General features: G+C 38.5%; 9 protein-coding genes. 8 read left to right on the forward strand and 1 reads right to left on the reverse strand.

What is annotated here, in order from left to right; genetic code table 11:
• The first annotated feature begins 85 nt into the window (after positions 1-85).
• The 4 genes from KNP87_RS13580 (at position 86) to KNP87_RS13595 (ending at position 3,795) form a co-directional block, all read left to right on the forward strand.
• On the forward strand, positions 86-1,375 hold the full coding sequence (locus tag KNP87_RS13580; protein WP_214722030.1) for a helix-turn-helix domain-containing protein: 1,290 nt from the start codon (positions 86-88) through the stop codon (positions 1,373-1,375).
• 464 nt (positions 1,376-1,839) lie between these two features.
• Positions 1,840-2,229: a glycerol-3-phosphate cytidylyltransferase gene (tagD, locus tag KNP87_RS13585; protein WP_131504389.1), complete on the forward strand. Its 390-nt coding sequence runs from the start codon at positions 1,840-1,842 to the stop codon at positions 2,227-2,229.
• Between the two features lie 33 nt (positions 2,230-2,262).
• The gene (locus KNP87_RS13590) at positions 2,263-3,396 is read left to right on the forward strand and encodes a CDP-glycerol glycerophosphotransferase family protein (protein ID WP_214722031.1); all 1,134 of its coding nucleotides are present in this window, start codon (positions 2,263-2,265) and stop codon (positions 3,394-3,396) included.
• Positions 3,397-3,447: 51 nt separating this feature from the next.
• Positions 3,448-3,795: a hypothetical protein gene (locus tag KNP87_RS13595; RefSeq protein WP_214722032.1), complete on the forward strand. Its 348-nt coding sequence runs from the start codon at positions 3,448-3,450 to the stop codon at positions 3,793-3,795.
• A gap of 62 nt (positions 3,796-3,857) precedes the next feature.
• On the opposite strand, the gene KNP87_RS13600 is transcribed toward KNP87_RS13595, so the two are convergent.
• Positions 3,858-4,100 (reverse strand): hypothetical protein, encoded by a 243-nt coding sequence (locus KNP87_RS13600; protein ID WP_214722033.1) that lies wholly within the window; start codon positions 4,098-4,100, stop codon positions 3,858-3,860.
• Between the two features lie 118 nt (positions 4,101-4,218).
• On the opposite strand from KNP87_RS13600, the gene KNP87_RS13605 reads away from it, so the two are divergent.
• The 4 genes from KNP87_RS13605 (at position 4,219) to KNP87_RS13620 (ending at position 15,402) form a co-directional block, all read left to right on the forward strand.
• The gene (locus KNP87_RS13605; protein WP_214722034.1) at positions 4,219-5,226 is read left to right on the forward strand and encodes a hypothetical protein; all 1,008 of its coding nucleotides are present in this window, start codon (positions 4,219-4,221) and stop codon (positions 5,224-5,226) included.
• Positions 5,227-5,416: 190 nt separating this feature from the next.
• Positions 5,417-12,592, forward strand: coding sequence for a DNRLRE domain-containing protein (locus KNP87_RS13610; protein ID WP_214722035.1), 7,176 nt, complete (start codon positions 5,417-5,419; stop codon positions 12,590-12,592).
• A 3-nt stretch (positions 12,593-12,595) separates the two neighbouring features.
• Positions 12,596-13,600, forward strand: coding sequence for an SMI1/KNR4 family protein (locus tag KNP87_RS13615; RefSeq protein WP_214722036.1), 1,005 nt, complete (start codon positions 12,596-12,598; stop codon positions 13,598-13,600).
• Between the two features lie 548 nt (positions 13,601-14,148).
• Complete coding sequence (locus KNP87_RS13620; RefSeq protein WP_214722037.1) at positions 14,149-15,402, forward strand: SH3 domain-containing protein; 1,254 nt, start codon at positions 14,149-14,151, stop codon at positions 15,400-15,402.
• Positions 15,403-15,806: the final 404 nt, after the last annotated feature.

The following is a 15,806-nucleotide window of genomic DNA, read 5'->3' on the forward strand; positions in this document are numbered from 1 at the left end:
TAAAGAAAATGTATGATGGATGAAGAGAATGGATGATACTAAAAGATAGAGTTCCGTGAATGGATATAAGGTCAGGAGGAAAAGGATGAGTACGCTAGGCTCGCGAATCAAAGAACGACGAAAAACAATCGGATTGACACAAAGTGATTTGGCAGGAGCAGACCTGAGTAGTGGGATGGTCAGTCTGATTGAACGGGACATGACGAACCCCTCGCTCAAGACGCTCGAACATCTAGCGAAAACACTTGGTGTAAGCGTGGACTATCTTCTGAATAAGAAAGAATCAGAAGAGGACTCGGAGGAGAGCGGGAACGTCGCTCTTAAGAGATTAGAGGGACTGATCAGATCGGACAGACTCATCGAAGCTCAAAAAATCTTGGATGAAGTCAGCCATGACCGTATCCACTCCTCGTTGAAGGGGATGTTCTATAAATTGAAGGGTGAGTTGGCAATCGCCCGAAAAGAAGATCTCGAGGCAATCGAAGCATTCGAGCAAGGCATCATCTACATGGATACTCAGGATATGGACGAGTATGCTGGCATCTATTATCAGTTGGCGCACTGCTACACGAACGTCTTCGATTTTAGGAAGGGAATCGAACTCTCGTTACAAGGAATCCTGTTGTTGAACACGAGCCATACGAACACGAATACGCTGCTGAGGCTCAAACTGATGTACATCCAGGCGTATGGGCATTGTCGGGTGAAGGAGTTCGAAAAAGGGATCCACATCATCGATGAGGCCATGCGAATCATGAAGCAGACGAGTTGTCATTACAACGAGGGGATGTACTGTATGTTGAGCGGCCTGGCATCCCTCTACCTGAAAGATTATGCGAAGGGAATCGAAAGCACGAGACGTGCCCTCTCTCTTCTGGACGAGGAGGAACAAGCAGGCCAGGTCATCGGTTGTTTGACAAACCTGGGTATTCTGACACGTGAGTCAGGTGAGCTTGATGAATCCCGCCATTATCTGCAAGAAAGTCTCCGTCTCGCCCTGAGACAGGATCAGGAATCGAGTATCGGGAATAGCTCCTTCGAGCTCGCGACCACCTATTACGTGTTGAACCAAGGAAGAGAAGCGAAGGAACTGTGTGAACAGTACATGGGACGGCTTGATGACCACAGTACGCTAAAAGTAAAGATGCTGTTCCTTCTCGGACAGATTGAACTCGATCGACAAGAAAATACCACGGCCTTACGATTCGTCGAGAAGGCGATGGAGTCGGCAGAGAAGCTGGGTGATCGTACATTGATGGCGAAAGGTCTCTCCATGAAGGCTAATATTTTTAAGAGACAAGGACTTGATGAAGAAGCATTTGAATATCTTCTTTCTTCCGTTCAGCTTTACGAATCGATGAGACACACAACATGAAAGATATTTGTTTAATTCCTGCAACAGATTCGATTAGCGAAATAAATTGAAATGACTACTGCAAAAGAACCATAAAGCATAATAACTTTTACATGTAGATTATGGACAAACCCACATTGCAAACACGAATTGAAATAACAAAATTGTCTACTTTTCAAGGACGCTTTTTTAATACTAAATCTAAATTTTAGTCTTTCTAATAAGGGATATATCTGGAAAAGGAATTTCTTGCTTGCTTTGACTCTAGCTTTTCCCTTACCGGTTGAAAGTGGGCGTATTTTGATCTAATTTTGATGAAATATGTATCAATCTAACTAATTCAGGGTAACTTATAGTTGTTATAAAAAAACCATCCGCTTTTTGTAAATTTTTTGTTTTATTTTTATCGAATGATTGTGCGGTATAATTGTTCCTGTATAGAACACTATAAATTACTAGAGAGAAAACAAAGGAGAATACAAGCCATGAAAAAAGTTATTACGTACGGAACATTTGATTTATTACACTGGGGCCACATTAACATTCTCAGAAGAGCGAAAGAAATGGGAGATTACTTAATCGTGGCGATATCGACCGATGAATTTAATCGAATTAAACATAAAGAAGCATATCATAGTTATGAAAATCGAAAGATGATTCTTGAAGCGGTAAGATATGTAGATGAAGTTATTCCTGAAAATGATTGGGAACAAAAAGTAAAAGACGTTCAAAAGTACGGTGTAGACTTATTTGTCATGGGCGATGACTGGAAAGGTGAATTCGACTTTTTAAAAGAATACTGCGAAGTTGTTTATTTAGAAAGAACAGAAGGAATTTCAACAAGTCAAATTAAGAATGAATTAAGCGAAACATGAGAAGAAAGTTTAATTAGGGAGTGAAAGAGCCAGATGCGCGAATTATTGATCGGCACATACCTCATTCTATTTAAGTGTTTCTATCAAATATTTTGTCTTCTCCCAGTACAGAATAAAACATTGTTTTGGGTAACGTATGGGGACAATGCGAAACCGATCAATGATAGATTACAAGTTCAACATGCTATGGAGAAAAGAGTACTTATCTATGATATGAGGTATGTGGATGATGTAGAGAGCTGGAATGTTGCCTCCGCGCTCCCTAATAAAAAGCGGTATGCTTTGCGAATAGCCTATTTATTGGCTACGTCTAAAATGGTTTTTATCGATAATTACGAACCAGAGTTCAGTGCAGCAGATGTGCGAAAAGAAGCTAGACGAGCACAAGTTTGGCATGCTGCTGGAACATTGAAAGAATTTGCACTCACTGCTGCTAAATCAAGAAAACTTCCTCTATATATACAAGAGCGGTTTCGGAAAACGTATCGAAATTATGGGGATTTTATTGTTCCAGGTAATGGATGTGCAGAATTGTTTGCAAGGGCTATGGATTTGGATGAGGATCGATTCTTATATTTTGGAATGCCGCGTACTGATTATTGGTTTGCGAAACCAGATCATACTCGCCAGAAACTGATAGAAGAGTTAGATATAAAACACGATAAAGTGTTATTGTATGCTCCTACATACCGTGAGTATCAGTGGGACATCGATCAAACACTAGAAGCTTTGCAACCACTTACACATATCGGATGGACTGTACTGATAAAATTACATCCGACTGTAACAATCCCTAACAATCAGTGTTACTCAGAAAAACTAATTTTTGTAGATAAGCGGTATTCAATAAATGATTATCTATTAGTGACGGATGCCTTAGTGACAGACTATTCTTCAATTCCATTTGAAGCTTGCTTGCTAGACATACCCACGTTTTTATATACTCCTGATTACGACAAGTATGATAAAGAACAAGGAGCTTTAGAAATTTATCCAAGTCCTTTACCTGTTCCAGCAACTGACCAAATAGACGTGTTAATCTCTTGGTTGACTTCTGAGCAGATATTAGAAGAGAATCGTGAAGTACTGCAGACATTTAAACGGATATGGTACGAAGAGTCAGCAGGCCACGCCACTGAAAGAATCATTGACCATTATTATAAATAATGACATTTATGATTTACAGTAACATATTGTTTGTTGAAGAGGAGGCAAAAAATGATAGGTTTTGTACGTTCTTTAAGTGATGATTTAGACTGCAAGAAACAACAAAACGCCATTAATCGTAAATACAGCTTGATGATTTTAAAGTCTGATCAGTCATATTCAGAAGGAAAAGACAATGTACTATCAATTTCAACTATTGTCAGTTCCATTGCCGATAATGAAGAGCTTGTTATTGCTTCTCTAAAAATTTTAGGTGATAGTCGTGAAGAAATAATGCGAAATCTTATTCTTATAAATGAAAAGAATATTCAGCTAATTAGTATGGAAGAACAGATTGTTCTTGGTGGAACAACATTAGAAGAATTCTTAAAACCTATTTTTGAGCAACACCTGATTTAAGAGTAACGTAGAAAGAAGTGAGCCAATGGTTCTTACCTCTTTCTGCGTTTTTTATCTATTTTTTATTTACGACGAGTGGGTGGTGTGTACAATAATTCTGCTTCCATTAGAGCATTCGTCCAAGATCCGAATAATGATTCTACTATCTTTAATGACGGATATGGAAGTAATAATGTTAACTTATGATATTGTAAAGAGCTCATTGGGTGTTTACGTCTTTTGTGTAACCACTGAAGTAATTGAATCACTTCAATTTTTGAATAAACTAATTTTTTTTGATTTTTTTTGTCGTTATGTTGATCCACTTTGAACCTCCTAGTTAATAAAAAGTCTACTTTTTGTTAAAATCTATTGAAATTAACTCTTTAATTTTGTAAAGTAAACTAGCACTACATATTAAAATATAACAAAAGGTGGATTAAAATGTTAAAAAATAAAAAAATTCTTTCTGCTGCATTGGTAGCAACTCTTTCTTTAAGTGCAATTCCTGTGTTTGCACAGTCTGGTTATTTTAATACGTATACGGTGTACGAACCAATGAATAGTTCGAGTTATAATACTTCAATGCAGGGAATAACAGTAGATCGATACAATAATAATATTTTTACAGCTAAGCTCAATGCGACAAACGGAACAACACAGCTCTTTTTAACTAAGTTAAGTAGTACAGAAAGTAACAGAACAACAAAGTTACTTAAGAATTCTACAACGGGCTCTACAAGTTCTGACTTAGGTCATGCAAATGATTTGGCGGTTGTAGCTGAAGCTGGTGATACAATAGCTGATGTGTATGTAGCACCAATGGAAGATGGTGTAAAATATGCAAACAAAATCATTAAACTTGCGGTGAATACATCGACGGGAACGTATAGTGTCGCGAAGAGTTATGTATTGAGTTATGGCGGTGAGAATTTATCGATTGGTGGCATCACATATTCAGTCGGATATGATAAATTCATTGTGAAGTCTGGAAAACGCTTTTTCATTGGAAATTTCAACGAAGATACTGGAAAGTTTGATTACGAAGCAACGTTTAAATTGAACCATACAAGAGCCGTTGTAAACGGTAGTACACTGGATACAACAGATTACATTCAGCAAGGAATCTCTTATTATGAAGGTAATTTATACGTTCCTATGGCGAAACCGGATGTAAATGGTAATGCTTCAAATGCGAGTGTTGTAACGACTTATCCATTAAACATTGCTGAAACAATTAGCGAGCAGAAAAATACGACAGCAGATCCATTCTCAAAAGTTTTGTATACGAATGACAATCTGTCTTTCCGAGTTACCAGCAGTGCCTATAGTTTGTTTGAGATTGAGGGCGTAGATTTTGATAACGGAACCATGTTTTTCAATACTAATCGTAGCGATGGAACCCAACAGGATATGATTGCTACATTTAATGACTATAATACTAATAATTAAATGTTAAATAATCAAAAAAAAACAAAATTTCCACATATTATTTATATGTGTGAATTTTTGTTTTTTTTTGTGGTAAAAAGTAAAAAAATGTGTAAAATGACTTTATTTATTTTATCTTTTGTAATATAAATGTAAAAGGATATTCAAAAATAAGATAAGTATAAGTAAGTATATGAAAGGATGAGGACGCTTGCACAAAAAAATCAAGAAAAGTATTAACGCAACGCTCGTATCGGCATTGGTTATTTCAAGTTTTCCAATGGGCGATATCGAAGTAAAGGCAGAGGGCAAAAAATCTATACATGCGAAAACAGTAGAATTTACAGCTCCTAACACATTATCAGATGCATTGTTACCACCAGCTGAACTTAGTAGTGAGGAAACATTAGTTCAACAAGGACCTAAACCGGGTACATACAATCTCACAACTTTTGATGATGAAATTCAAGTGAAAAATGATCAAAAGAAATGGGTCAAAGTAAACACGGAATTAAAACAAAATTCTGAGGCTGACTATACACCAATAGCTACAGATTTAGAGGTAAAGTTTGACTCGAAGATTGACAATAAAACTCCACTTTTAAAAGTAGGCGAAAAAAAAACTGAGAGCATTGCTTACGTTCTCAAAGGAATAGAGACTGATCAAGGTATTCAACCCATACAGTCTTCGCAAGCGTCTGTCGATGAAAACAGTATTCTACATCCAAATATTTTAAATGGTGTAGACCTTCGTCACATTGTTTTAAACAAAGAAGTAAAAGAAGACATCATCTTGAAGCAAAATGTACCTGGACTAAAGGCTTTCATATATGAAATCAATACACCGCTTCAAGCTGTACTGGATAAAAAAGGTCATATTGAGTTTAAAAATACCAAAGACGAAGTAGTTTATACTATGCCTGTCCCAATGATGAGTGACAGCAATAAAGATTCGAAATCAGGACTTTCTGCTGAAAGTTATGACATCAAATATGAATTAAAATCGATCGAAAATGGTTATGAGTTAAAGTTGATTCCAGATTTAAAGTGGACTACCGATGAAGATCGTGTCTTCCCACTATATATTGATCCTTCCGTTGCAAAAGATGCTTCTTTGGATACCTTTGTTTCGAGTGCTAGTCCGACAACATCTTACAATAAGTACTGGAACTCCTCTTTAGGAGAATATGTGCTGCGTGTCGGAAAATATGATACGGCGACTGGAACAAACTATGCCTTTGTAAAGATGCCTTCTCTTTCAGAATTAAAAGGTGCAGAAATTTCAGCTGCATCATTGAAAACATACGTGAAATGGAACTATTATGCCGGAACTAAGACAGGTCTTTGGGTTGATCGTGTCAATAGTACCTGGTCAGAAACTGGAGTAACGTGGAATACAAAACCTTCTTCAACAAACATTACATCTACAACAGTTTCACGAGATCAATGGGCAACTTTCAATGTGTTATCCGCGATGAAAACCATTGCTGACGGATCACGTACCGATTATGGATTTAAATTCCATACAAATGGTAACGGTCAAACGTACTGGAAACAATTGACTGCAGGTGAAAATAATAAAAATAAAACGAACTTAAGCGTAACGTACAGTTATCCACAAATGGGTTCGCTTAAAACTAGCGTATACCCAACAGGTGCTGGGGCAACGACAGGTTATATTGATTTATCGTGGCCTGCTGCTAAAAACGCTTCAAACTATCGCTTACAATTGTACAACGGTAAAGGATGGCGAACAATTTATACTGGTACAGATTTAAGCTATAGCACTAAGGGAAAACGTTTTTGGCCAACATCAACTCAGTACGAAACAAAAGATTCTTTGACTGGTGGCGTTGCATTCCGTAATGGAGATGGAATGGAGTTACCTATGGATCCGTCTCCAATGTATACAGCAAGTACTGGAAGTACATCAACATCAAAAGCATATCAATTCCGAATTGTGGCTGATTATCCACTTGGAACAAGTACACCTTCAACTGTTGTGAAACCGACTTTAGAGGGGATCATTCCTGATAAACCTAATGCACCGACATATTCTGCATATGCCAATGAAACCGATAGTAAAGGTTACTTTAATTTAGAATGGGATGGAGTAGAAGGCGCAACCTCATATGATATTGAACTTTTCAACGGAAATAAATATGAGCGTTTTTCGGTAGGGGACGAAACGAGCTGGACTAGTAAGGGGAAGCGAATTTTCCCGACAGAAGAACAGGCGGCAACTTTAACAGTTGGACAAACCAACGTTTTTCGTAAATCAGGAGATGGCCGCGATTTCTTAACAGATCCAAGAGTTCTATATCGTAAAACCGGTACAGGATACAATAATTCGACAAACTATTTTGCAAAAGTTATAGCAAAATCAAGCAAGGGCGAAAGTAGTGCCTCTGCTTTCACTCGAATCTATTTCCCTGTTAAAAACATTAAAGCTGAAACGACTGGTTATGAAGATAATCGAAATCAAGAAAGTGGGTTTTTATTTTCTAGATGGAACGCGAACCCTGAAGCACTTGGTTACGCAGTTTCTTTATCTAACGGAAAAGAAGAGCAAATCGTTGCTCTAAAATCAGCAAATGAACTTTCTTGGACAAGTCGTGATCAAAAAATCTGGCCACTTGAAAGTCAAGGATATAAATTAAGAACTGATGGAGAAGGACGTGAGCTACCATTTGACCCGAGTGGTACGTATGATTTATCAGGTGGAAACATACCTGACAAACAAGCGTATTATGTTCGCGTTCGTCCTTATCGTGCTATCAATAGTGCAGTAGAAAATATTTATGATCCGTCACGTTATATTGGATTAAGTGAGTTAAAGGATACAGATATTTCAACCGCAACCATTCAAAAAGGTAATGGAGCAAACTTAGGTAATGAAGAATTCTTCCCACTCTATGAAGTAGGCAATACTTCAATCAACTTATCGAATGGAAACCAACTATTCGAAGCAAGTGATGCATCATTGCCAGGGCGTGGTCCGGATGTTTCGATTGATCGAACCTTCAACTCGATTGATCAGACAATAGGGTTATTCGGTCGCGGATGGAGCAGTTCGCTAGAACGACGTATCTCGCTAGTTAAGATTGCTGGAAAGGTTGAAATGATAAACCTTCGTGAAGCAGACGGAACAAGTCATAACTTTATCAACGACGGTTCAGGTACGTTTTTACCGCCAACTGGTATTGATTATGAAATTACGACAGTTGCTGTTGGTGATAAGACAGAGTATTACGTTCAATCGACAGACGGTGTAACGGAAGTCTACGACGAAGATGGGTACCTTGTCCGCATCGAATATGATGCGAAAGAAGAAGGAAAGAAAAATAAAGTTGTGGTTGTCTATACAATTACAGATAGTGGTGAAAAGCGTCCAACGATGCTACTTGGTGCAAGTGATGCTGGTGAAGGTGCAGCAGAAAACCGCCAAAATCGATTAACAGTTTCCTACAAACCAGAAACGAACCTTGTAGAAGAAGTAATATTAACTGCAAGTTCAGATGATAGCATTAAAAAGCGTAAATATGCTTACTCATATAACGATAAGCAAGAGCTAGTATCAATCATTGAATCTGATTTATCAGATGGTGGAAAGTCAGAAGAAACGAAATATGGATACGCTACTCCAGCAGAGTCAGACACGGCTATTGGTACACAGCGCATAAATGAAGTGATTCTTCCTGGACATGATGCAACAGTATCCAACAAGCTGACTTTTAATTCTACTATTCTTGAAGATTCAACTGAGTTTGAAGAAGCATATACAGAGACCGATGAAACAGGTGTCAGTACTCAAGCAAAACTCGGTAAAGAGGTAGATGGTAGTAAAATTACTAGTTATAAAGTTGTTGAGGACTTAGTAGATGGTTCTGGAAATAAGGTTCCGAACAGCGCAGATAGTACAACCCTTTATAACTCAGAAGGAAATCTTATAGAAGAAAATACTACTTCCGACGGAAAAGCTTCAAAAACAATCTACAGGTGGATGGATCAACGTCTTACTGAGACGGTTTATCCGGATGGTGAGACAGAACTCACTGAGTATGGAAAACGTAAATTAGCAGGAACAACAAAAGATGAACTAGATGATCAGGTACAAAAGGAATTTGATGCTACAAGTTCTACGACTTATGAATATGCCTCAAATGATGATGATATAATCAAAGAAGTCGATGAATTCAAATTGATGTCGGAGAGCGGATTGAATGACGATAGAGAAGAAATTGTTGATCACTATGCTCCTGAACAGCAAATTGGGTTCACTGAGTACAACTCTATCGGAAATGTCACACGGACAGGTGCATCAATTGGTCCAGCGGTTAACCTAATCCAAAATGGTGGATTTGAAAAAACGGCTAACTGGACAGGTGGAACCTACATTTCTACAGGCAAAAGTGGACGTGCTTTGACACTTAAAGGGGCAATTGCTTCTCAAGAAGTCTCTGTTATTGGTGGTGATCCTTATAACTTAAACGCGTACTTCAAAACGACAGGTGCTGCTAAAGCAACAGCACGAGTTGTATTTTATGATGCGACTGGAAAATTATTAAAGACACAAACAATTCAAGAGATAGGGGACGTTTCAGACTGGGTTCGTGGAACAGAAGAAATGACCTCGCCAAGTACAGCAACAAAAGCGAAAATTGAGCTAGAAGGCATTGGAGCAGATACTGTCTACTTTGACTCCGTTCAATTGAATACTGCAAAAGAGTTCAAAGCAGTCTCAGCTTCAAGTTTTAACTTTGTCGAAAATGGCGGTTTTGATTCGTTAACAAGCTGGACGCTCACTAATGCAGCTAAGAGTGATAATGGTTACGAAAGTACTTCAGGAGTTCAACTCAATGCAAATGGAGTAGCAGAGCAGACTGTAGTCGTTGCCCAAAAATCTGCCGTACCATTCTACATTTCTGCACTTGCTAAAAATGCTTCTCCTGAAACGACTCTTGAAGCAATTGCTACCTTTACAGATGGAACTACTTCCACTCAAGAAGTAGCATTCCAAGATGTTGATCAGAATACAGCAATCTGGCAACGTCAAACTGCTCAATTCGTTTCAGATAAATCAGTTTCTAATGTTAAAGTTCGTCTTAAGAATACAGCAGGAGTATCATATGTAGATGCAGTCCGCGTTTCTGAAGGTCGTGCCGTTGAGACTAGTAGCTACGATGCTCAAGGAAATAATGTTGTCGCTAGTCAAGGATTAACAAAGACCGGAATTAAGAATGAAGTGAATGCGTATGGTGATGTTCTTAAAGAAATCCAAGGTGATAAAGTTAAGACGAATGAATACGATTTCCAAGGTCGTATGGTCAAGAGTATTGCTGCTAACGGAACAGAAATTTTCTATGAGTATGATAAAAAAGGAAATGTCATTTCGAAAAAGGTCGGTACAAATAGCCCAACAATTTACGAATATGACTCAAAAAACCGAATCATTTCTAGTACAACTCCTGGTGGTAAAATCACTAAATACACGTATAACAATTTGACAGGTAAAGTAACTCAAATTACGTTCCCTAGTGGTTCATCGATGTATACAGCGTATAATGCAGAAGGTCAAATAACTGCAATCAAAACGCAAGCGAAGGGTGCATCTTCATCGATTAACGAATATGAATATTCATATACTGCAGACGGAGATATAGCATCCGTAGTAAGTTCACGACTTGGTTCTAAGAAATCCTATTCGTATGATGCCGGAACGAGTGCAACAATTGAAGGTACAGCCACTAAGACAGGAACTGGTCGTCTAACAGATATCGTGGATTATTTTGGACAAAAGCAAAACTTTAAATACGTAACAGCGCCTAATGGAGTTCAAACAGAACTCGTATCTGAAATGACGGCAGGAAATTTAACCTCTGCATATAACTATGATGCAGGAAAACGTAATGATGGTGTCACTGTTGATGGATTAAAATGGACGTTCCGTCATGATGAATTAGGACGTTTGATTCAAAACCGTCTACCAGGAATAACGGCGGGAGAATCGCTAATCGATTACTCAGATACTGGTGCCATTTCCAGTTGGGTATCACGTGCTGGTACACGTCAAGTTGCGTTTGAAAAATATAGCTATGACAAGTATGGTAATCTTACAGAACGTAATACTTCTTTTGGAAAATCAACGTATACGTATGATAAATTAGACCAATTAGTATCTGAGACAACACCACTTGGAACGAAGTCATATGAATATGATGCTAAAGGAAACCGAACTAAAGATGGTTCTACGACTGCAACATTCGATTCTGATAATCGGTTAACGAACTATGGTAGCGAAGTAATTTCATACGATGACAATGGTAACCGATTAAAAGACGGTAAGCTGACATACCAGTGGGATGAATTAAGTCGTGTCAGTAAAGTGACATTATCCAATGGTGCAACGGTCAGCTATATGTACGATGAATTCAATCGACGTATTGAAAAGAAAGTTGGATCTGAAACGATTCGTTTCCAATACGATGGCGATACAAATCAATTACTTGCTGAAACAGATGCGACAGGTGCACCAATCCGTCAATATGTATATACTAATGATGGTCTTCTTCTTGCTGTCAAAACGAAAGGAAATTGGTTCTTCTATCATAAAAACTATCGCGGTGATGTAGTTGCGCTCACAGATGTGAATGGAAGCACTGCTGCGACTTATGATTATGATTCTTGGGGGAATCCAGTTGCGGAGAATATTTATAATGCAGATGTAGCCAATCAACCAATTCTTTACGCTGGATACTATTGGGATAAAGAGACATCTTTATATTACTTGATGGCGCGTTACTATCATCCAAAACACGGAGTGTTCCTTTCAATTGATCCTGAACTCGACTCCGATGAAACTATTGAGTTAACTAATGGATATAGTTATGTAGGAAACGCTCCGATTTTAAAAATTGATCCGGATGGTGATGTGCCTGTTCCTGTTATTGTTGGTGGTGTGATCTGGGCAGGTCGAATGTATAAAGCATATAAGTCGACAAAGGTAATTCGAAAAGGTAGAAAAACGTATCGCTTAGTAGCACCAATTGCAAAAAGGAATAAGTACTGGACTAGAGTGACAAATTTTAAAGGTCATAGAGTATACCAACGTAATGATATTTTTCCAGTTAACTCAGGAAATATGAAACTCATGAAGAGGGGTAGAGCGCCTTATGGTTATGATGGAAAAAGAATAAATCTTCACCATATGACTCAACGAAATAGAAGTTCATTAGCTGAAGTGACTTCTTCTTTCCACTCTAAAAATTCAAGAGTTATTCATATCAACAACAATAGAACCAAATCTGGTATTAATAGAAGTAAATTTAACACGTATCGTAAAGCTTATTGGAAAAATCGATATAATAATTTATATGGGAGAAGATAAGATATGGTGAATATTAACGCCAAGTTCAATCGGTGCTTAAAACTAATCGAAAAATATCCACAAGCTTTCATAGTTGGAAAAGGGTCAACTGAAAATGAAATTCTTGAAATCGAAAATCGTCTTCGGATCACACTTCCTACAATGTACAAAGAGTTTCTAAGAAAATTTAGTTATTTAGCCACGCATGATGAGGAAATCTGGGGAATCAATCCATCCAATAATCAGTTGGATATTGTATTTAGAAATAAAAAATATAACGAGGAGTTAAGAAGCTCATCTCAAAGTGAAATTCCTTCACATTTAATCGGAATACAAGTAGAGGACTTTAATTCGTCGCTCGTATGCCTAGACTTACATGCCATGACTTACAATGATCAAGATGCAAAAGTGTGTTTTTACCCGAGTGATGAACCTTATTATGCAGATTCCTTCACACAAGTATTATTTGAGGTATGTGATAGTGCCGTGTCATCTTATTTAGATGATAAAGAGAACGTTCCATCCCCTTCTATTGAAAAAGTAAGTGAGATCAAGACGGAGCGCAAGGATGTTTATTCTGAAGCAAAAGCGTTGATCCATGCGCATCCGGAATTATCTGAGTTTGGAGAAGGCATATCGGATGCTGAAGTCGAGGTAATTGAAAAAGAATTGAAAGTAACATTACCTAAAAGTTACGTGACTTTCTTGAAAGAATTTGGAGGGGGTATATTTGGAGACAACCAGTTTTTTACGATGTTCAATGATGAATTAGTAAAAACGAATCTCGAATTGTATCATCCAACAGAATATGAGCATGCCCTTTCAAAACATCTAGTAGCTTTTTATTTTGACGACCTTGAGGAATTTTATGCGTGTCTTGATTTCAAAAATGTCAGGAACGGTGAGCCTAAAGTAGTATATAGAGAAGTGAACGTACCGGAAGAAGACTACGATGATCAAGATGCTTTCAAATCGTTCTCAGATTTTCTCTATTACATCGTGCAAGATACCATTGACGTCAATGGCTAACGACATCCTTGTCCATTAAGTGTCTTGTTTAAATATTGCGGAACGAAAGTTGAAAAAACTTCTTGGTAATAGTACGGTATATAGGGAAACGAAGCCCAGAATGTGAATTGCTTCCTATCAAGTAGACAGATAAAATAATAAAAAACTTTTAAACGGCTTGAACCCTTAATTTTAATGGGCTCAAGCCGTTTAGTCGTTCTTGGTAATGCTCTTTGTTGTAGAATCGAATGTACTGCTGAATCGTATGACAGAGGTTTTGAAGTCCTCGAATTTATGCAGATAATAACTCTCAAACTTTAATGCTCCCCAGAACGATTCTACCAGCTCATTTGTATAACGTAGAATAGGAATGGTTCTTACGCAACGTTAGTGAGGTGATGTTTTTCAATACTATGAGGTTATTTTTTTTATGAAGTATGTAATGAAAAGCGCTTCTCAAAAGCTATGTATAGAAAGTTAAATTTTTTAAAAAAGGGAATTCACTTTTTCTAAATTATAATAATGATATATTTTTCGAGAAATTTTCAAAAGGAGGGAATAAGAAATTTATGGGATCACTATTCAGAATTTCTTTGACACTTGTATTAATCATCGCACTATGTATTCCAGTCTTACCTGCTCAAGCAGCCAGCTATCAGGTCATCGTCACCTCGACGATTGGTGCGAACATTCGCACGAAGCCCAGTACAAGTTCATCGGCAACAATTACGCGTCGTGCTCCGTATAAAGCTAAGTTCACTGCCGTTTCTTATTCAAACGGCTGGTATAAAATTAAGGATGGAACGGTCTACCGTTATTTATCAAATCAAGTAGCCCAAAAAGTAACGACTAACACTTCGAATACATACTTAATTACAGTTACTTCAACAATCGGGGCAAACATTCGAACAGTGCCAAGTACAGCATCCAGCAAAACGATTGTACGTACGGCCCAGTACAATTCAAGACTGACTGCTCTTTCTTATTCAAACGGTTGGTATAAAATTAAAGACAATGGAAACATACGGTATGTATCGGGTCAAGTCGCCAGAAAGCTGACGACGAGCTCACCTGCTCCATCGAGCGGCAGTTATCCGGTTGCTTCGATGCGTTATTTCAAGCTCGGATCAACAGGTTACGAACTGACGAAAGAAAGTTTTGCCCGCCGTTACCCGGCGAGTACGACGAAGTTATTGACGGCACTCGTCGCTTATGACGCCGCTGCCAAAAAAGGAACACTCGATCAGATATTCACACTGACCTATTCGATGTTGTCCGTTCCTGCCGGTAGCAGCTCCGCTGGTTTCCGGTCGGGTGACAAAGTCACGATGCGCCAACTCTTGAACGGGATGCTCATCCGGTCCGGCAATGACGCAGCGAAAGCCATCGCCGTCCGCACAGGCGGTTCGGAATCGAACTTCGTTTCCATGATGAACAGCCGGGCGAAAGCGATCGGCATGTCCGCCAGCCATTTCATGAATCCGCATGGTTTTTATCACGCAAGCCACTATACGACGGCAGCTGATATGCAGAAGCTTGCCAATACGTATGCCAAGTACAGTTACTTGATGACGGTCAGCGGACGTAAATCGTACGAGACCACCGTTAAAGGATCGTATGCACGGACATTGACGTGGTACCATACGAACACGTCACTTCCGGGAGACACGCGTGTCTACGCCAGCAAAACGGGGTATACACCGGAATCTGCTTATACTCGTGTCTTCTTCATCAAAAAAGGCTCGACGCGTTACGGTCTTGTCACGTTAAAAGGAACGCTCCCACAAACGGAGACGACGTTACGCTCCGTCCTCAATCGTTGATATTCTCTACAGAGGTATATAAAACAAGTTGTATTAAAAAAAGGCGGACTTGTTTGTCAGCATTTACTCGCAATAGAGGAGCAGGCTTCAAAATCTGCTCCTCTATTTTTTATTTTTATATATTCTAGGTTAAGCCTAGTCAGTTAAGAAGTAGGGATAATCTACTATTGTCTTTATCATCTATCATTAAAACTTTTTTGTTGTGAGCTAAAAGGGATCTCTCCAGTCAATTGGAGAGATCCCTTTTCTTTTGCACGAGACATGTTGAAATGATTAGACGGAATAACTGCCGTCCGGTTGTTCCGTTACATCCAGTGCGTCCTCTGCAAAAAACGTATCGACGACACGTGATGCGGCCAACCCGTCTTCCATCGCGCAATAGGCTTCACGGAAAGTGTCGAGTT

Source organism: Exiguobacterium sp. s192, assembly GCF_018618795.1.
GTDB classification, from domain to species: domain Bacteria; phylum Bacillota; class Bacilli; order Exiguobacteriales; family Exiguobacteriaceae; genus Exiguobacterium_A; species Exiguobacterium_A undae.